Genomic DNA, 18,239 nt, shown 5'->3' on the forward strand with positions numbered 1-18,239 from the left:
CGGTCCCCCGGCGACGGCCCCACGGCCCGCCGGGCGCCCCTCCCCCGCAGAGCCGGCCCGCCGCCACCCTCCGTGAACGAACGCGGCCCCGACCGCAAAGACGCCGCCCGCGGCAGGGCCTGCGCACCCTCCCCTTCGGGCGAACGCCCCCGGGCGCCGGCCCGCGACGCACCGCGGCCGCCCGCGCCGCGCCCCCGCCGGGGCGGCCCGGCCCCGCACCGCCCGAACGCACGGGCCGCCCGGAGCCGCCCGTGCCCGCGGCGGGAACGCACCGGCAGGAAACCGGCACACCGCGCAGGACCGCACACAGCGGACACCCGCGGAGCCGCCCCGGGAGCGGATCCGCGCCGCGCATGCCCGCGCCCCGGCGCCGCGGGACGCGACCGTCGCCACAGTGCGGGAACCTGGGACGCGGGGACGCACCGGGATGACAATGTCCTCCCCCGCCACGAGAATGTCCCCGCACCGAACAGCCAGAGAGTGGACGTTAAGACAGTGACGACCCCTGTGACACCCACGATCGACCAGCGCATCGCCGAGGAACTCGGCGTGGGCGCACACCAGGTCACCGCCGCCGTCGGACTCCTCGACAGCGGATCGACCGTGCCCTTCATCGCGCGTTACCGCAAGGAGGCCACCGGCGCGCTGGACGACGCCCAGCTGCGCGCCCTCGAGGAACGCCTGCGCTACCTGCGCGAGCTGGCCGAGCGCCGGACCGCGATCCTGGAGTCGATCCGCGGCCAGGGCAAACTGGACGACGAGCTGGAGGCGCGCATCAACGCAGCCGACTCCAAGGCCCGTCTGGAGGACATCTACCTCCCCTACAAGCCCAAGCGCCGGACCAAGGCGCAGATCGCACGCGAGGCGGGGCTCGAACCCCTGGCCGAGGGGCTGCTGGACGACCCGGGGCAGGACCCCCAGGAGGCCGCCGCCGCCTTCGTCGACCCGGACCGCGAGGTGGCCGACGTCAAGGCCGCGCTGGACGGCGCCCGCGCCATCCTGGTCGAGCGCTTCGCCGAGGACGCCGACCTCACCGGGGTCCTGCGGGAGCGGCTGTGGGAGAAGGGGCGCCTGGGGTCGGCCGTGCGCGAGGGCAAGGAGGAGGCCGGCGCCAAGTTCGCCGACTACTTCGACTTCTCCGAGCCGCTCACCAAGCTGCCCTCCCACCGGGTCCTGGCCATGTACCGGGGCGAGAAGGAGGAGGTGCTCACCCTCACCCTGGAGCCCGAGGAGCCCCCGGCCGCGAACGCCGACGGCACGACGCCCCGCAGCACCTACGAGAACGCCATCGCCCACCGCTTCGGGATCGTGGACCGGGGCCGCCCCGGCGACCGGTGGCTCCAGGACACCGTCCGCTGGGCGTGGCGCACACGCATCCTGGTGCGCCTGGACATCGACGTGCGGATGCGGCTGTGGCAGCAGGCCGAGGACGACGGCGTCAACGTGTTCGCCGCCAACCTGCGCGACCTCCTGCTCGCCGCCCCGGCCGGCAGCCGCTCCACCCTGGGTCTGGACCCCGGTCTGCGCACCGGCGTGAAGGTCGCGGTCACCGACGCCACCGGCAAGGTGGTCGCCACCGACACGATCTTCCCGCACGCGCCCCGCCACGCCTGGGACGCCTCCCTCGCCTCCCTGGCCAGGCTGTGCGCGGCGCACGCCGTCGAGCTGATCGCCATCGGCAACGGCACCGCCTCGCGCGAGACCGACAAGCTCGCCGCCGACCTGCTCCGGCTCCACCCCGATCTCGGGCTCACCAAGGTGATGGTGTCGGAGGCCGGGGCGTCCGTGTACTCGGCCTCCGCCTACGCCTCCGAGGAGCTGCCCGACCTGGACGTGTCGCTGCGCGGCGCCGCCTCCATCGCCCGCCGCCTCCAGGACCCCCTGGCGGAGCTGGTCAAGATCGACCCCAAGTCGATCGGGGTGGGCCAGTACCAGCACGACCTGGCCGAGGCCAAGCTGTCGCGCTCCCTGGACGCCGTGGTCGAGGACTGCGTCAACGGCGTGGGCGTGGACGTCAACACCGCGTCCGTGCCGCTGCTCACCCGCGTGTCCGGCGTGACCTCGACCCTGGCGCGCAACATCGTCTCCCACCGGGACGCCAACGGCCCGTTCCGGAGCCGGGACGCCCTGCGGTCCGTGCCGCGGCTGGGCCCCAAGGCGTTCGAGCAGTGCGCGGGCTTCCTGCGCGTGCCCGGCGGCGACGACCCGCTGGACACCTCGGCCGTGCACCCCGAGGCCTACCCGGTGGTGCGGCGCATCCTGGACCGCGTGGGGACGGACCTGCCGACGCTGATCGGCGACAAGGCGGTCCTGTCCAAGGTGCGCCCCGAGGAGTTCGTGGACGACACCTTCGGCCTGCCGACGGTCACCGACATCCTCGCCGAGCTGGAGAAGCCGGGACGCGACCCGCGCCCGGCCTTCACCACCGCGACCTTCAAGGAGGGCGTCGAGAAGCTGTCGGACCTGGAGCAGGGCATGGTCCTGGAGGGCGTGGTCACCAACGTCGCCGCCTTCGGCGCGTTCGTGGACGTGGGCGTGCACCAGGACGGCCTGGTCCACGTGTCGGCGCTCTCGGACAAGTTCGTCGAGGACCCGCGCGAGGTGGTCAAGCCGGGCGACATCGTCAAGGTCAAGGTGCAGGACGTCGACATCCCGCGCAAGCGCATCTCGCTGACCATGCGCCTGGACGACGCGGCCCCGGCCCCGGGCGGGCGCGAGGAGCGCGGCGGCCGGGGCGGGGACCGCCGCCGCGGCGGCGGGAACGGCGAACGCGGCGGCGCCCCGAAGGCCGACGGCGGCCGACGGGGCGGCGGCCAGAACAACCGCAGCGCCCCCGCGCCCCAGGGGGCGATGGCCGAGGCGCTGCGCCGCGCGGGCCTGGGCAAGTAGCCGCCCGGGAGGGTGTTTGCGAGCGGGCGTCCTCACCGCGGACCTGTGCTCGGGCGAACGGCGCCCTGCTGTGGGTGCGCCCGGGTGGCCCGAGGAGCACCGGAGCGCGCAGGGGGTCCCGCCCGCGGGTGCACCCGGGCAGGCGGCCCGGAGGACGGCGGTGTGACAGCCTGACAGGAGGGGGAGGGGTCTGAACGGACCCCTCCCCCTCGTGCGTTCGGGGTGGTCACCAGATGGGGCGCAGCGGGGGCAGGTCTGCCCCGGCCAGTCCCCGGATGAGCCCGGCCAGCTCGGTCCGCAGGAGTGTGAGCTCATCCGGGCCCAGTCGCTCGCCGACCCGCGCCTCCAGCTCGCGCATGACGCGTCCCGCCACAGCGAGGTGCTTCTCGGCCCGGTCGGTGAGCACCACCAGGCGGCGCCGACCCCCCTCGGCGTGCTCCACCCGCCGCACGTAGCCGCGCTCCTCGAGGTAGGCCACGATCTGACCGGCGGCCTGCTTGGTCACGCCCAGGCGTTCGGCCAGCTCCGAGCTGGTCGCTCCCCCGTGCCGAAGCACCTGGAAGGCGAGCCCGTGGATCGGCCGGAGCTCCTCGTAACCCGCGGCCTCGACCTCGCGCACGAACTCGGTGAGCACCAGCTGGAAGGCCATGCCCAGCAGGAAGGTCAGTTCGGTGCGCTCCAGCGGGTCGTTCATGCACCCATCTTGACACATCCGAGTCAAGCGACTTTACTCACAGGAGTAAAGCTAGTTTACTCAGGAGGACCCTTGCTGATCGTCACCGAGAGCGACACCCGCACCACCACGACCCCGGCCGGCGTCATGTCCGCTCTGGCCGGTCCCAGCCGGGGCAGCCACCGGTTGAGTACCTGGCGGGTACGGATGGCGCCGGGCGCGGCCTCGCCCGAGCACGTGATCGACCGCGACCAGGTGTGGATGCCCGTCTCCGGACGGTTCGAGGTCAGCGTCGACGGGGAGGAGGCCGAGATGGCCGCCGGCCAGGCGGCGGTCATCCCCGCCGGCGCGGTGCGCAGGATACAGACCGGCGAGGGGGCCGGGCGAGGCACTGGTGTGCATGGTTCCCGGCGGCCGGGCGTCTGTGGTCGGGCAGGAGGGAACCGTCCCCCTGCCCTGGGCCGAGTGACCCGGAGGCCCCGCCCCCATGACACCGTGGACCGGGCGGCGCTCAGCCGCTCGCGCCGCGCACCCGGTCGCTCAGGGCGCGGAGCAGGTCCTCGGCCACCGGGAGCGCCCGCAGCTCCTCCGGGCCGGGAAGGCGGTCTTCGGTCCCGTCCCCGAGCTCGCGGACCTCGTTGTGCAGGCGCTCCATCGTGACGTCGAGCCGGTTGGCGGTCTCCGCCGCCTCCCTCAGCTCGTCGAGCAGGTCCCGGGGCACGTCCTTGGCGTACTTGTAGTAGATCTTGTGCTCCAGGCTCGCCCAGAAGTCCATCGCGATCGTGCGGATCTGGATCTCCACCGGGACCTGCTCGGTGCGGTCGGACATCCGCACCGGCGTCTCGACCAGCAGGTGCAGGCTGCGGTAGCCGTTGGCCTTGGGCGCCTCGACGTAGTCCTTGACCTCCGTCACCCGGATGTCCTCGTGCCCGGCCAGCATGTCCCGGATCGTGTACACGTCCGAGACGAAGCTGCAGGTGATGCGGATACCGGCGATGTCCAGGATGGTGGCCCGGATGTCCCCAAGGTCCAGCGAGCAGTTCCGGCGGCGCGCCTTCTCCATGATGCTGGCGGGCGACTTCAGCCGCGAGCTGACGTGCTCGATCGGGTTGTGGTCGTGGACGTAGCGGAACTCCTCGTTGAGGATGTTCACCTTCGCCATCGTGGTGTCGATGGCGAACTTGTACGACATCAGGAAGCGCGCCACGTCGTCGCGCGCCTCCGACAACGCCTTGGACACGTCGTCGTCCCCCACCATCGGCCACCCCCCGTGTCCCCGTAGCCTCATGCTAGCGCCAGGGTCGCAGTGGGCACGGGGCGGCCGGGCGCTCCTACCTGGGCGTGAGGGGGATCTCCGACCAGAGCGCGCGCAGGGGCTCCGCGTCCGCGGAGCCGAGCGCGTCCTCGACGTCCCACACCTTCACCGCGGTGGCGCCGGCGGTCACGGCGGGCCACCCCGGGTCCCCCGTGGCGGCGAAGTCGCGCCAGGCCGCCACCATGCGCCCGGACAGGGCCGTGTGGGCCTCGGTGGGCTTGCCGTCGAGGAGGAACAGCGCGAGGTCCGTGTCCAGGTTGCCGAACGCGAACGGCAGGTCCAGCGCGTGGCAGGCCCCCAGCCGGCCGCCCAGGGCGGGGCTCTCGAAGGCCAGCCGGAAGAGGTGCGCGCGTCCCCCGCCGGAGGCGTGCGCCTCGGCGAGGCGCACCGTGTACTCGCCGAACACGGCGTCGCCCTGGATGGCGGCGTACAGCAGGCGCGGGGAGGCCCCGGGGTCCGCCGCCCGGTAGGCGGCGACCGCGCCCTCCCCGAGCCCCAGGCGGGCCGCTGTCAGCTCGAGGGCCGACTCGTCGTCGATCTCCACGCTCTGCCCCAGTTCGGTGAACAGCCGGTACTCGTGGGCGTTGTGGCCGGTGAGCAGGTCCACCCCGGCCGCCGCTCCGCCGGCGACCGCCTCCAGCGGGGGCAGGGGCAGCTCGGGCCCTCCGACGACGGGGGCGAAGCAGGTGAAGGCCTTGGCGCGCACGCCGCCGGAGGAGCCGGACGGGGCGGAGAGCACGGTGTCGACGGCCTCCAGCACCGCCTCCGGCGCGAGCGCGGCGAGGGCGTCGGCGTCCAGGGGCACCCCGGCGGCCCCGGCCACGCGCTCCGAGACCGAGCGGGCGGTGTCCGGGGTGATCATGTCTCCGGGGACGCTGTGCGCGATCGCCCGGCGGAAGAGCCCGTCGGCGACGGGGGAGGCCATGAGGCACACCACGGACCCGGCTCCGGCCGACTCCCCCGCGACCGTGACGTTGTCCGGGTCGCCGCCGAAGGCCGCGACGTTGTCGCGCACCCAGCGCAGCGCGGCCGCCTGGTCGAGCAGGCCCCGGTTGTCGGGGCGGCCCGGCACGTGGCCGAAGCCCTCGAAGCCGACCCGGTAGTTGACGCCGACGACCACGAGGCCGCTCTCGGCCAGCCCGGTGCCGTCGTAGGCGGCCTCGGAGGAGGCCCCGACGATGTACGCGCCGCCGTGGATCCACACCAGGACGGGCGCGCGGTCGCCCTCGCGCGCGGCGGACCACACGGTGAGCGAGAGGCAGTCCGGGGACATCCGCGCGTTCCAGGGCGCGGCGCCGAGGAGCTGGGCGCCCTGCGGGGGCGGCGGGCCGAAGGCGGTGCAGTCGCGGACGCCGTCCCAGGCGGGTGCGGGGGCGGGCGCCGAGAAGCGGAGGTCGCCGAACGGCGCCGCGGCGTAGGGGATGCCGCGGTGGACGGTGACCCCGCCGTTCTCGGATCGCTGGGAGACGGTGCCCCGGACCCGTCCGGCCCTCGTCCTCACTGTGTGCTCGGCGTCCACGTGCGTCCTTCCCTCGGTTCACGACACCCCCACCTAACAACGTTAGGTATAGGCGCGCAAGCCCCCCGGCCCCACCCCTCCGTCTCCGGCGGGCCGGACGCTCCGCCCGCACGGCGGCCGGTAACATACCACCCGGTCGGTATGAGCACACGAACGAAGGGTCCCCATGCGCGCCATCCAGATCACCGAGTTCGGCGGCCCCGAGGTCCTCGAACTCGCGGAACTGCCCGACCCCGAGCCCGGCCCCGGCGAGGTGCTCGTCGACGTCACCCGCTCGGGCGTCAACTACGCCGACACCCACCAGGCGGAGAACAGCTACCTGTCGCCCGCGTCCCTCCCCCTCGTGCCCGGCATGGAGATCGCCGGGCTCACCCCGGACGGCCACAGGGTCGTCGCCCTGTCCTCCAGCGGCGGCTACGCCGAGCGGGCCACCGCGGCCCCCGGCATGAGCTTCGAGATCCCCGACGAGGTGACCGACGACGACGCCCTCGCCCTGGTCGTCCAGGGCGCCACCGCGTGGGTCCTGCTGAGCAAGACGGCTCGGCTGGACCCCGGCGAGTCGGTCGTGGTGCACGCGGCGGGCGGGGGCGTGGGCACGCTCGCCGTCCAGCTCGCCAAGCGGTTCGGCGCGGGACGGGTCGTCGCGGTGGCGAGCAGCGCGGAGAAGCGCGAACTGGCGCTGCAGCTGGGCGCGGACGCCGTCGTGGACTCCTCGGCGCCGGACATGACCGAGGCCCTGATCGAGGCCAACGGCGGACGCCGGGTGGACGTCGTGCTGGACATGGTCGGCGGCCGGGTGACGGACGAGAGCGTGCGGGCCCTCGCCCCGTTCGGCCGCCTGGCGTTCTACGGGATGGCCTCCCGCGAGCTGCCCAGCCCGGTCCAGCCGGCCAACCTGATGAAGTACTCCACCACGGTGGGCGGCATGTGGCTGCCCCACGTGTGGCGGCTGCCCGGCGAGGTCATGGGGACGGCGATGGCGGAGCTCTTCTCCCTGGTGGCCGCCGGGAACCTGAAGCCGGTGCTCGGCGGGACCTATCCGCTCGCCGAGGCCCGCCGGGCGCACGAGGCGCTGCGGTCCAGGGGCACGACCGGCAAGCTCACCCTCGACCCCCGGGCGTGATCCCCCCGGGCGGCCACAGGTCGAGCACTGCCTTTACGACGTAGATTCACCAGTTCGGCAGGGCCCGGCGCGTTCGGCCGCCACCCCGGCGGGGCCCGCGGGGCCGCAGGTCCCGCGGGGGCCGGCCCCGGGCCCCCGGCCGGCCTACTCGGACGGGGACCGGTAGACCAGGTCGGCGTACTCGCGGTGCCGCTGGATCCAGCCCTTGACGAACGGGCACAGCGGCAGGACCGCCAGGCCCCGCGAGCGCACGTCGTCCAGCGCGCCGCGGACCAGGGCGCCGCCCAGCCCCCGCCCCTCGAAGGCGGGGTCGATCTCGGTGTGGGTGAAGGTGACCAGCTCGCCGGTGAGGATGTACTCGGCGTACCCGGCGGTCTCGCCGTCGGCGGTGATCTCGTATCGGCGCTGGTCCGGTCGGTCGGCGACGTCGGTTGTCATGGGGAGTCCTCTGTCTGTGGCTCGGAGGCGGGGGACGGTGGCCCGCGCCGCCATTGTCCCGCTTCCGCGCCGCTCGCGCCCCTTGCGGCACGCGCCTCCGGGGACATAGAGTCTCCGTTGCATACCGACCAGTCGGTTTAAGGAGAACGTGATGACTTCCCGGTTCAGCGGCCGGACCGCCATCGTCACCGGCGCGAGCCGCGGCATCGGCCTGGCCGTCGCCCGGCGACTCGTCGACGAGGGCGCGCGCGTGTGCGTCACCGCGCGCAAGCCCCAACCCCTCCAGGAGGCCGTCGAGGCCCTGGGCGGACCCGGGCACGCCATCGGCGTGCCCGGTCGGGCGGACGACCCGCGCCACCAGGACGAGGCCGTCGCCGCGACCCTGGAGGCCTTCGGCAGCGTCGACATGTTCGTCAACAACACCGGCATCAACCCGGTGTACGGGCGGATGGTGGACCTGGACCTGGACGCCGCCCGCAAGATCTTCGAGGTCAACGCCCTGTCCGCGATCTCGTGGGTGCAGAAGGCGTACAAGGCCTGGATGGCCGAGCACGGAGGGGCGATCGTCAACGTCTCCTCGGTCGCCGGACTCAAGCCGGCCCCCGGCATCGGCTTCTACGGGGCCACCAAGGCGATGCTCCTGCACATCACGGAGGAGCTCGCCGTCGAACTCGGCCCCGGAGTCCGCGTGAACGGGGTCGCCCCGGCCGTGGTCAAGACCAGATTCGCCGCCGCCCTGTACGAGGGACGCGAGGAGAAGCTCGCCGCCGAGTACCCCCTGGGCCGCCTCGGCGTGCCCGAGGACGTCGCGGGCGCGGTCGCGTTCCTGCTCTCGGACGACGCCTCCTGGATCACCGGCCGCACGCTCGTCCTCGACGGCGGCGTCACCCTGACCGGGGGCGTGTGACATGGACCTGACCGACAGCGGGGCGGTCGTCACCGGCGCGGGCAACGGCATCGGCGCCGCCATCGCGCGCAGGCTGGCCGGGGCCGGGGCGCGCGTGGTGGTCAACGACATCGACGCGGGCGCGGCCGAGGCCGTGGCCGCGGAGATCGGCGGGGTCGCGGTCCCGGGCGACGCCGCGAGCGAGGCGGGCGTGACCGCGCTCATCGCCGAGGCCGGGGCCCACCTGGGCGCCATCGACCTGTACGCCGCCAACGCGGGGGTGGGGGTGGCCGGGGGCCCCGAGGCCTCCGAACAGGACTGGGACCTGGCCTGGCAGGTCAACGTCATGGCGCACGTGCGCGCCGCGCGGGAGCTGGTGCCCGGCTGGCTGGAGCGGGGCAGCGGACGCTTCCTGTCCACCGTCTCGGCGGCCGGCCTGCTCACGATGCTGGGCAGCGCGCCGTACTCGGTGACCAAGCACGCCGCCCTGTCCTTCGGCGAATGGCTGTCGGCCACCTACGGGGACCGCGGGATCACCGTCCAGTGCGTCTGCCCGCTCGGGGTGCGCACGAACCTGCTGGAGGCGTCCGGGGACACCGGCAAGGCCATCCTGGCGGCGGAGGCCATCACCCCGGAGGAGGTCGCGGACGCCGTGATGGCCGGCCTGGCCGACAGGCGGTTCCTGATCCTGCCCCACCCCCGGGTCGCCGACCACTACGCCGCCAGGGCGAACGACACCGACCGCTGGCTCGCGGGGATGCGCCGCCTCCAGGCCAAGGTCTTCGAGGGGAACGCATGAGCGACGAACGAACCGGCCTGCCGGGGCTGGACCTGGACCGCCTGCGCGCCCACCTGGACGCCGCACGGCCGGGACTGGTCACGGGACCGCTGCGCGGAAGGGTGGTCGCGGGGGGCAGGTCCAACCTGACCTACGTGGTCCGCGACGGGACCGGCGAATGGGTCGTGCGCCGGCCCCCGCTCGGGCACGTGCTGGCGACCGCCCACGACATGTCCCGCGAGTACCGGGTGATGACCGCGCTGCGGGACACCGGGGTACCGGTCCCCCGCACCCACCTCCTGTGCGAGGACCCGGAGGTGCTGGGCGCGCCCTTCTACGTCATGGAGTACGTGGGGGGAACGCCCTTCCGGACCCGGGACGAGATCGCGCCGCTGGGGCCGGGCACCGCCCGCAGGGTCGCCGAGGAGCTCATCGCCACCCTCGGCGTGCTGCACGCGGTGGTGCCCGAGGAGGTCGGGCTGAGCGGCTTCGGCCGCCCGGAGGGGTTCCTGGAACGCCAGGTGCGCAGGTGGGGCAAGCAGTGGGAGGCCTCGCGCAGCCGGGACGTCCCGGGGATCGACGAACTGCGCGCGAAGCTGGCCGCGACCCTCCCCGAGCCGTCGGCCCCCGCCGTCGTGCACGGCGACTACCGGCTCGACAACGTGCTGGCGACCCCGGAGGGGCGCATCACCGCGGTGCTGGACTGGGAGATGGCCACGCTCGGCGACCCGCTCGTGGACCTGGGCCTGATGCTCGTGTACCAGCAGCAGCCCGTCGGGATCGGCGGGGTCCCGGCGACGTCCGCCGAGGGGTTCCCCCCGCCGGAGGAGCTGGTGGCGATGTACGCGGCCACGACCGGCCGTGACGTGTCCCGGCTCGCGTGGTACGTGGCCCTGGGCTGCTTCAAGCTCGCCGTCATCGCCGAGGGCATCCACTTCCGGCACGGCAAGGGACTGACCGTCGGCGCGGGCTTCGACCGGATCGGCGACGTGGTCGCCCCCCTGGTGGAGCGCGCCCACACGATGCTCGAGGAGGACTGATGGACTTCGCCTACGACGAGGGGACCGAGGAGCTTCGCCAGAGGCTGCTGGCCTTCATGGACGAACACGTCTACCCGGCCGAGGCGGTGCTGGAGGAACAGCTCGCCGCGCGGGAGGACCGGTGGTCGACCGCGCCGGTGGTGCGCGAGCTCCAGGCTCGGGCGCGCGAACAGGGGCTGTGGAACCTGTTCCTGGCCGGACACCCGGAGCACGGCGGGTTGGACAACCTCCGGTACGCGCCGCTGGCCGAGATCACCGGCCGCAGCCCGAGGCTGGCTCCCGCCGCGCTCAACTGCGCGGCGCCCGACACCGGGAACATGGAGGTGCTGACGATGTTCGGCACCCCCGAGCAGAAGAAGCGCTGGCTGGAACCCCTGCTGGCCGCGGACATCCGCTCGGCGTTCGCGATGACCGAGCCGGAGGTGGCCTCCTCCGACGCCACCAACATCACCACCAGCATTGTCCGTGACGGTGACGAGTACGTGGTCAACGGGCGCAAGTGGTTCATCACCGGCGCGCTCAACCCCGAGTGCGCGGTCTTCATCGTGATGGGCAAGACCGACCCCGACGCCGACCGGCACCGCCAGCAGAGCATGGTGCTGGTGCCGCGCGACACCCCGGGGCTGACGGTGCGGCGCGGCATGTCCGTGTACGGCTTCGACGACAGCGACCACGGCGGCCACGCGGAGGTCCTGTTCGAGGACGTGCGGGTGCCCGCGGAGAACCTCGTCGGCGGGGAGGGCGAGGGGTTCGCCATCGCCCAGGCCCGGCTGGGCCCCGGCCGCATCCACCACTGCATGCGGCTCATCGGCATGGCCGAGCGGGCCCTGGAGCTCACCTGCCGGCGCGTGCTGGACCGCGTGGCGTTCGGGCGGCCCCTGGCGGAGCAGGGCGTGGTCCGCGAGTGGATCGCCGAGGCGCGCGTGTCGATCGAGCAGCTGCGGCTGCTGGTGCTCAAGACCGCCTACCTGATGGACACGGTCGGCAACCGCGGCGCGCACACCGAGATCCAGGCGATCAAGATCGCCACCCCGCGCACGGTGGAGTGGATCATGGACAAGGCGATCCAGGCGCACGGGGCCGCCGGGGTGAGCCAGGACCTGCCGCTGGCCGGCTGGATGGCGGGCGTGCGCTCCCTGCGGCTGGCCGACGGCCCCGACGAGGTGCACCTGCGCTCGCTGGGCCGGGCCGAGCTGCGCAAGTACCGCTAGCGCGACGGAAGGCCCGGGACGAGCACGGCCCGGGTGCCCGCGGCGCCCCGGAGGTCGCTGTGCGTGTGCCCTCGTTCCCCGGGAACGCGCACGGCGGCCGGGGGCTCCCGCGCCGTGGGACACCCGGGCACGGGGCGGAGGCCCGGAGGAGCACGGCCCGCGGCGCCCCGCGGGCGCCGCGGGCTCCCCCGTCGCCGGGTCCCGGGTCCGGCGTCCTCAGGACGCCGGGCGCAGCCCCGCGACGAGCAGGTCGGCGAAGTGGCGGCCGACGTCCTCGCCGGTCAGCGGCCCGCCCGGGTGGTACCAGGTGCTCAGGTGGTGGACCGACCCGAAGAAGTAGTTGACCACCAGGTCCGCGGAGACGTCGTCGCGGAAGACGCCCTCGCTCTGCCCCTGGGCCACCATGTCGCGGAAGACCTCGTGGTAGCCGCGCCGTTCGGCGCGCACGGCGCGCTGCTTCTCCTCGCTGAGCTGGTGCATGGAGCGGAAGAAGATGACGGTGTCGTCCAGGTTGGCGATGCTGGTGACGATGACGTCGGCCGCGGCCGCGTGGACGCGTTCGGCCACCGGAGCCTCCCGCCCGGCGATCCGGACCAGGTGCTCGGTCTGCATGCGCAGGACCCGGGCGTAGACCTCGTAGAGGAGGTCGTCCTTGGACCCGAAGTAGTGGTACATCGCCCCCTTGGTGACGCCCGCGGCGACGACCACCTCCTGGACGGAGGTCCCCTCGTAGCCCCGCTCGGCGAACAGCCTGGTCGCCGCCCCCAGCAGCCTCTCGGGGACGGACCCGGTGCCCGTTCCCGGATCGACCGCCTGCTGTGCTCGCGCCATGTCCTGCCTCACTTCGTGCCCCCGCCGTCCTGAGGACGCCCGTCGGCCAAGCATACCGACCGGCTGGTACCTTGCGCACACGCCGGGGCGCCCCGCCCGGCCCCTCAGACGGCGACCACGTCCACCGCGCGGCCGTCGGGGTCGGTGAGCGTGTGGCGGCCGGGCTCCAGGGGAGGCGTCGCGAGGCGGCCGTTCACGGTGAACCCCAGGCGGACGGCGCCCGTGGAGCGCTCGGCCGTCGCCGGGTAGATCTCGAACACCACTCCGTCGGCCAGCACGGCCGCGTGGTGCACGGCCCCCCGGCCGTGCTGTTCGCGGAGGAAGCCCAGACCGAGAGCGGTGTAGAAGGACCGGCACTCCTCCGCGCGGTCGGTGTAGATGACCACGAGGGTGGACCTGGGGGTGGCCACCGGTCCCGTGGGACGCCTGTGGTCCGGCCCCGGGGCCGGTCCCGCCGCACCGCCCAGGGGCGGCACCGCCGACAGCCCGCCCTCCAGGATCTCCCGCGCGCGTGCGTACTTGGCGCGCAGCCGGTCCGCCTGCTCCGCGGGCAGCGCGGCCAGTCGTCCCTCGTCGGAGTTGTGGCGGTTGTCGGCGAGCTTGACCAGGCGCCCCAGGGGGTCGGCCGCTGCCCGTCGGACCAGGTCCCCGTAGGACTCCCCCGGTCTCCGGCTCACCGACTCCACCGCCCGGACGACCGCCTCGGGACAGCCGCGTCCGCGCAGGTCGTCGGCGGTGACGGGGGTGTCCTCCAGGACGTCGTGCAGGACCCCGGCCATCTGGGCGTGCACCCCGTGGGGGGCCAGCAGGTCGCGGACCGCGAACACGTGCTCGCTGTAGGGGCGCCCGGCGCGGTCCACCTGCCCGGCGTGGACGGACCACGCCAGTCGCGAGGCCTGGTCCAGTGTCATCTCCACGGTGTGCGCCCCCTGTCCCGTCGGCATTGCCACCGACCCGACCGTACCCCCGCGAGGGGCGCCCGACCAGACCCGTCCGGGCCCCTCCCGCGCGGAGGGCCCCGTCAGGAGTCGGTGTAGTTCTCCTCGTAGCCGCCCGTGGGCGGGACGGGCGTGATGACGTCGACGAGCACCCCGGAGGGGTCGGCCACGATGAAGTGCCGCTGCCCGAAGTCCTCGGTGCGGATCCCCAGCTCGGGGCGGAGTCCGCCGCGTACGACGAGGCGCTCCCACTCCGCGTCGACGTCCGCCACCTCGAAGTTGAGCAGCACGCCCTGCGCCGGCCGGCGGTAGCCCTCCGGGACGGTGGGGTGGCGGTGGTCGAGCAGTGCCAGCTCGCGGTCGGGCGGCCCGGGGCGGCGCAGGCTGACGTACCAGTCGGCCGCGAAGGTCTCCTCGAAGCCGAACAGGTCCACGTAGAAGTCCCTGGCCTCCTGGATCCGGGTGGTGCCGATGACCGGGTAGAAACCGCTGAGCTCCATGACTCCGCCTTTCACATACCTTTGGTATGTGAAGTACGCTATTCGCGTACCTTCGGTATGTCAACAGGTGGGGGAACATGACCGCGGAGACCGGGAGCCGGGCCAGGCAGCGCGAGCGCACCAGGAGGGCCCTCCTGCGCGAGGGGCGCCGGCTGTTCGCCGAGCACGGGTACGCAGGCGTGGGACTGAGCGGGATCGTGGCGGCGGCCGACGTCACCAAGGGCGCCCTCTACCACCACTTCGAGGGCAAGCCGGACCTCTTCCGCGCCGTCCTGGAGGAGGTCCAGGGCGAGGTCGCCGACGCCGTGGCGGCCGCCGCGGACGCCCGGCGGGACCCGTGGGACCAGCTGACCGCGGGCTGCCGGGCCTTCCTCACCGCGAGCACGGCTCCGGACGTGCGGCGGATCATGCTGGTGGACGGGCCGGCCGTGCTCGGGTGGAGCACCTGGCGCTCCCTGGACGAGGCCGGGTCCGCGCGACACCTCCGGGAGGCGCTCACCGGCCTCGTCCGGGCGGGGGTCCTGCGCCCCCAGCCGGTGCCGCCCCTGGCCCACCTGCTCTCCGGGGCCATGAACGAGGCCGCGCTGTGGCTGGCCGGGAGCGGGGACCCCGGCGACCTGGACGACGTCTGGGCCGCGTTCTCGGGGATGCTGGAGTCCCTGCGCTCGCCGTGACCCGGGCCGCTTCCGAGGACGCCCGGGCACGTCCGGGCGCTATCGTGGCTGCCATGGCGGAGAGCACCGGGGCGGCGGACACGGACGGGGACGAGGGGTTCCGGGACGACTTCGTCCGCGGGTTCTCGGAGTACTGGCAGTCGCAGGGCCGCCCCAGGACCGAGGGGCGCATCGTGGGCTACCTGCTCCTCGCCGACCGCGAGGCGGTGAGCGCCGAGGAGATCGCCGACGGCGCCCGGGTCAGCCGGGGCTCGGTGTCCCAGTCCGTGCGCCGCCTGCGCGAGATGGGCTTCGTCGAGATGGTCGGCGCGCCGGACAGCCGCTCACGGCTGGTCGCCATGGACGAGGACGTGTGGGGCGGGTTCCTGCGCAACGAGCGCTCCTACCTGCGCCGGCAGAGGGACCTCGCGGCGTCCGCGCTGGAGCGGCTCCCCTCCCTGAGCCCGCCCGCGCGTAACCGCCTGCGCAACATGCACGACTACATGAGCTGGCTGGACGACTACCACGACACCCTCCTGTCCCACTGGGAGGAGTTCAAGGCCGGGCGGGACCGGGGGGAGGCGAACGGGGGAGGCGCCTGAGGGCGCCGCCTCAGGAGCGCTCGTGCGGGATGACCAGCGGCGTGCTGGTGCGCGGGTCGGGCACCACGTCGCAGGGCAGCCCGAACACCTCTTCCACCAGTGCCGCGGTCACGACCTGTCCGGGCGGGCCGTCCGCGACGACCCTCCCCCCGTCCATGAGGACCAGGCGGGTCGCGAACCGGGCGGCCTGGGCCAGGTCGTGCAGGACCGCGACGATCGTGCGCCCCTGGCGGTGCAGGTCGGCGAACAGCTCCAGCAGGTCGTACTGGTGCGCGATGTCCAGGAACGTGGTCGGCTCGTCCAGCAGCAGGACGCCGGTGTCCTGCGCCAGGACCATCGCCACCCACGCGCGCTGCCGCTGGCCGCCGGAGAGCGATCCGACCTGGGTGTCGGCCAGGCCGGCCAGCCCGGTGAGCTCCAGTGCCCGGGAGATCGCCGTCTCGTCCCGGGGGCTCCACTGCCGCACCAGCGTGTGGTGGGGGAAGCGCCCGCGAGCGGCGAGGGCGCGCACGGTGATGCCCTCCGGCGCGACGGGGCTCTGCGGCAGGAGCGCCATCCGGCGGGCGACCGCCTTGGCGCGCAGCCCCCGGATGTCCTGGCCGTTGAGGAGCACCCGGCCCGACATCGGCTTGTTCACCCGGCCCAGCGCCTTGAGCAGCGTCGACTTGCCGCACCCGTTGGGGCCGACGATGACGGTGAACTCCCCCTCGGCCACACCGAGGTCCAGGTCGCGCACGACCGGATCGGCCCCGTACCCCAGCGTGAGGCCCTCCGCGGACAGTACCGGACTCACAGCACACCCTTTCGCCATTCACGAACCAGCAGGTAGCCCAGGTAGACGCCCCCGAACCCCATGGTGAAGATCCCGACCGGCAGTCCGTCGCCCACCGGCGACTGCTGCACGGCCAGGTCGGCCGCCACCAGCAGGAGCGCGCCGACCAGGGCCGACAGCGCAAGGTTGGGGCCGGGGGCCCCGCTGAGCCTGCGGGCGATCTGCGGGGCGGTCAAGGACACGAACGCGATCGGTCCGGCGACGCTCACGGCGGCGGCCGAGAGCACCACCGACAGGACGACCGCCCCGGTCCGGGTCGCGGAGGCGCGCGCGCCGAGGGCGTCGGCCAGCTCGTCGCCCATCTCGTTGACGGTGACGGGGCCCGCCAGCGCCGCCACGAAGGGCAGTGCCAGGAGCAGGACCGCCCAGATGGTCCAGGCGTGCTCCCACGCCCTGGCGCCCAGGCTGCCGTTGACGTAGGCGGAGAGGACACCGGCCTGGTCGCGGGCCATCACGGACACCACGAAGTGCGTGAACGCCTGGGCCATCGCGGCCACGCCGATCCCGGCGACGATGAGGCGCCCCGGGTGGCGCAGCCCGGTTCCGGTGGCCGCGGCCACCACGGCCATGGCCAGGGCCGCTCCCGCGAGGGCGCCCATCGGCACGGGGACGACGCCGGGCAGGACGAGGGCGGCGAAGGCGGCCCCCGCCCCGGCCCCCGCCCCGAGGCCGATGACGTCCGGGCTGCCCAGCGGGTTGCGGGTGACGGACTGGAAGAGCGCGCCGGCCAGGCCGAGCGCGGCCCCGGTGCCCACGGCGACGGCCAGGCGGGGGCCGCGCAGCCGTCCGAGGACGAACGCCTCGGTGGCCTCGCCCGCGCCCGTGACCACGGCGGGCAGGCGGGTGAGGGGGATGCCGAGCCTGCCCATGGCGAGGGTGGCCGCCGCGGCGGCGGCCACGAGCACCAGGAGGAGGACCGCGCACAGCACGGAGCGCGGGTGGACGGGCAGGGCGACCGGCCCGAGCGCGAGCACGGGCGGGGCGGCCCCGCGCGGCGGCCGCGGCCGCCGCGTCCGGGTGGTGGACCGGGTCATGAGGCGCTCCGCATCTTCCTGACCGCGTACAGCAGGACGGGGGCGCCGACGAACGCGGTGACCACGCCGACCATCAGCTCCGTGGGGCGGACGATCGTGCGGCCGACGACGTCGGCGGCCAGCAGCAGGGTGGGTCCGACCAGCAGGGCGAAGGGCACCTGGACGCGGAAGTCCACGCCGACCAGGGCCCGCACCACGTGGGGGACGGCGAGGCCGACGAAGGCGATGGGGCCCGCCGCCGCGGTGGCCCCCGCGGCGAGCACGGCGCCCGCGACCAGCCCCGCCGAGCGGATCCACACGGTGTTCGCCCCCGTGGCGATCGCCGCCTCCTCCCCCAGGGCCAGGGCGTTGAGGCCGCCCGCGACGAGGAACGCCAGCAGGACGCCGACGCCGATGACGGGCAGCACGGACAGGACGACGTCGTAGCCGCGTCCGCCCAGGGAGCCGACGACCCAGTAGCGGTAGCTGTCGAAGGTCTCGGGCATGCTCAGCGCCACCGCCTGGACGTAGGCGTTGAGCACGGCGGAGACCACCGCTCCGGCCAGGACGAGGCGCACCAGCCCGCCGTCGCCGCCCCGGCTGCCCACGGTGTAGGCGGCCAGTCCGGCGGCGAGTGCGCCGGGCAGCGCCCACCAGACCGTGCCGGCGACGGAGGTGGGGCCGAGCAGCGCGGTGGCGGTGACCACCGCGGCGGCGGCGCCCGCGTTGACGCCCAGGAGGCCCGGGTCGGCGAGGGGGTTGCGTGTGATGCCCTGCATGAGGGTGCCCGCCAGGGCGAGGGCCGCCCCGGCGACGATGCCGAGGAGGGTACGGGGGTAGCGGCTCTCCACCACGGTGGTGGTGAAGGGGTCCGCCCCGCCCGTCAGCACCTGCCACACCTCCGTGGGGGAGGTGGGCTTGCTGCCCATGACGAGGCTGAGGAGGACCGCCCCGGCGAGGGCCGCGGCGCCCGCGCCGAGCATGAGCACGGCGCGGGC

General features: G+C 74.3%; 18 protein-coding genes and 1 pseudogene. 9 read left to right on the forward strand and 10 right to left on the reverse strand.

From position 1 onward, the window contains the following. Positions 1-507: 507 nt before the first annotated feature. Positions 508-2,889, forward strand: a complete 2,382-nt coding sequence (locus tag ACWGL3_RS07510; protein WP_452461064.1) for a Tex family protein — start codon at positions 508-510, stop codon at positions 2,887-2,889. Between the two features lie 226 nt (positions 2,890-3,115). On the opposite strand, the gene ACWGL3_RS07515 is transcribed toward ACWGL3_RS07510, so the two are convergent. Next, on the reverse strand, positions 3,116-3,583 hold the full coding sequence (locus tag ACWGL3_RS07515) for a MarR family winged helix-turn-helix transcriptional regulator (protein WP_267949100.1): 468 nt from the start codon (positions 3,581-3,583) through the stop codon (positions 3,116-3,118). A gap of 186 nt (positions 3,584-3,769) precedes the next feature. Between ACWGL3_RS07515 and ACWGL3_RS07520 the strand changes: the two are divergent. After that, positions 3,770-3,865: pseudogene (locus ACWGL3_RS07520) on the forward strand (cupin domain-containing protein); the annotation flags it as partial. A gap of 208 nt (positions 3,866-4,073) precedes the next feature. Here the strand turns inward: ACWGL3_RS07520 and ACWGL3_RS07525 are convergent. Together ACWGL3_RS07525 and ACWGL3_RS07530 are read right to left on the reverse strand one after the other, a co-directional pair. Continuing rightward, a complete protein-coding gene (locus ACWGL3_RS07525; RefSeq protein WP_267949098.1) occupies positions 4,074-4,820 on the reverse strand; it encodes a GTP pyrophosphokinase in 747 nt (248 codons plus the stop codon). Between the two features lie 73 nt (positions 4,821-4,893). Next, entirely contained in the window at positions 4,894-6,396 is a 1,503-nt protein-coding gene (locus tag ACWGL3_RS07530; RefSeq protein ID WP_267949097.1) for a carboxylesterase/lipase family protein, read from the reverse strand. Positions 6,397-6,562: 166 nt separating this feature from the next. Between ACWGL3_RS07530 and ACWGL3_RS07535 the strand changes: the two genes are divergently transcribed. After that, complete coding sequence (locus ACWGL3_RS07535) at positions 6,563-7,519, forward strand: quinone oxidoreductase family protein (RefSeq protein ID WP_330158200.1); 957 nt, start codon at positions 6,563-6,565, stop codon at positions 7,517-7,519. 144 nt (positions 7,520-7,663) lie between these two features. Here the strand turns inward: ACWGL3_RS07535 and ACWGL3_RS07540 are convergent, their stop codons facing one another. Next, positions 7,664-7,957 (reverse strand): GNAT family N-acetyltransferase, encoded by a 294-nt coding sequence (locus tag ACWGL3_RS07540; RefSeq protein WP_267949095.1) that lies wholly within the window; start codon positions 7,955-7,957, stop codon positions 7,664-7,666. 151 nt (positions 7,958-8,108) lie between these two features. Here ACWGL3_RS07540 and ACWGL3_RS07545 point away from each other — a divergent pair, with 151 nt between their 5' ends. From ACWGL3_RS07545 to ACWGL3_RS07560, 4 genes are read left to right on the forward strand one after another with little or no spacing between them, the layout of a single operon-like run. Further along, the gene (locus tag ACWGL3_RS07545; RefSeq protein ID WP_267949094.1) at positions 8,109-8,864 is read left to right on the forward strand and encodes an SDR family oxidoreductase; all 756 of its coding nucleotides are present in this window, start codon (positions 8,109-8,111) and stop codon (positions 8,862-8,864) included. A 1-nt stretch (position 8,865) separates the two neighbouring features. Next, entirely contained in the window at positions 8,866-9,642 is a 777-nt protein-coding gene (locus ACWGL3_RS07550) for an SDR family oxidoreductase (protein WP_267949093.1), read from the forward strand. Further along, complete coding sequence (locus ACWGL3_RS07555; protein WP_267949092.1) at positions 9,639-10,661, forward strand: phosphotransferase family protein; 1,023 nt, start codon at positions 9,639-9,641, stop codon at positions 10,659-10,661. Before ACWGL3_RS07550 ends, ACWGL3_RS07555 begins: the two co-directional genes overlap by 4 nt. Continuing rightward, positions 10,661-11,872 (forward strand): acyl-CoA dehydrogenase family protein, encoded by a 1,212-nt coding sequence (locus ACWGL3_RS07560; protein WP_267949091.1) that lies wholly within the window; start codon positions 10,661-10,663, stop codon positions 11,870-11,872. Before ACWGL3_RS07555 ends, ACWGL3_RS07560 begins: the two co-directional genes overlap by 1 nt. Before the next feature lie 216 nt (positions 11,873-12,088). On the opposite strand, the gene ACWGL3_RS07565 is transcribed toward ACWGL3_RS07560, so the two are convergent. The 3 genes from ACWGL3_RS07565 to ACWGL3_RS07575 form a co-directional block, all read right to left on the reverse strand. Further along, the gene (locus ACWGL3_RS07565; protein WP_267949090.1) at positions 12,089-12,703 is read right to left on the reverse strand and encodes a TetR/AcrR family transcriptional regulator; all 615 of its coding nucleotides are present in this window, start codon (positions 12,701-12,703) and stop codon (positions 12,089-12,091) included. A gap of 104 nt (positions 12,704-12,807) precedes the next feature. Then, a complete protein-coding gene (locus tag ACWGL3_RS07570; RefSeq protein ID WP_344184088.1) occupies positions 12,808-13,647 on the reverse strand; it encodes a VOC family protein in 840 nt (279 codons plus the stop codon). Between the two features lie 77 nt (positions 13,648-13,724). Next, positions 13,725-14,141: a VOC family protein gene (locus ACWGL3_RS07575; RefSeq protein ID WP_267949089.1), complete on the reverse strand. Its 417-nt coding sequence runs from the start codon at positions 14,139-14,141 to the stop codon at positions 13,725-13,727. 77 nt (positions 14,142-14,218) lie between these two features. Between ACWGL3_RS07575 and ACWGL3_RS07580 the strand changes: the two genes are divergently transcribed. Beyond that, positions 14,219-14,815, forward strand: a complete 597-nt coding sequence (locus ACWGL3_RS07580; RefSeq protein ID WP_267949088.1) for a TetR/AcrR family transcriptional regulator — start codon at positions 14,219-14,221, stop codon at positions 14,813-14,815. Positions 14,816-14,868: 53 nt separating this feature from the next. Then, positions 14,869-15,396, forward strand: coding sequence for a GbsR/MarR family transcriptional regulator (locus ACWGL3_RS07585; protein ID WP_452461065.1), 528 nt, complete (start codon positions 14,869-14,871; stop codon positions 15,394-15,396). 10 nt (positions 15,397-15,406) lie between these two features. On the opposite strand, the gene ACWGL3_RS07590 is transcribed toward ACWGL3_RS07585, so the two are convergent. From ACWGL3_RS07590 to ACWGL3_RS07600, 3 genes are read right to left on the reverse strand one after another with little or no spacing between them, the layout of a single operon-like run. Further along, positions 15,407-16,189, reverse strand: coding sequence for an ABC transporter ATP-binding protein (locus ACWGL3_RS07590; protein ID WP_267949086.1), 783 nt, complete (start codon positions 16,187-16,189; stop codon positions 15,407-15,409). Beyond that, positions 16,186-17,262 carry a FecCD family ABC transporter permease gene (locus ACWGL3_RS07595; protein WP_267949085.1) on the reverse strand — a complete coding sequence of 359 codons (1,077 nt, stop codon included), beginning with the start codon at positions 17,260-17,262 and terminating at the stop codon, positions 16,186-16,188. The genes ACWGL3_RS07590 and ACWGL3_RS07595 overlap by 4 nt, the downstream gene beginning before the upstream one ends. Next, complete coding sequence (locus ACWGL3_RS07600) at positions 17,259-18,224, reverse strand: FecCD family ABC transporter permease (protein ID WP_344184089.1); 966 nt, start codon at positions 18,222-18,224, stop codon at positions 17,259-17,261. The genes ACWGL3_RS07595 and ACWGL3_RS07600 overlap by 4 nt, the downstream gene beginning before the upstream one ends. Positions 18,225-18,239: the final 15 nt, after the last annotated feature.

Source organism: Nocardiopsis sp. NPDC055824 (assembly GCF_053616335.1).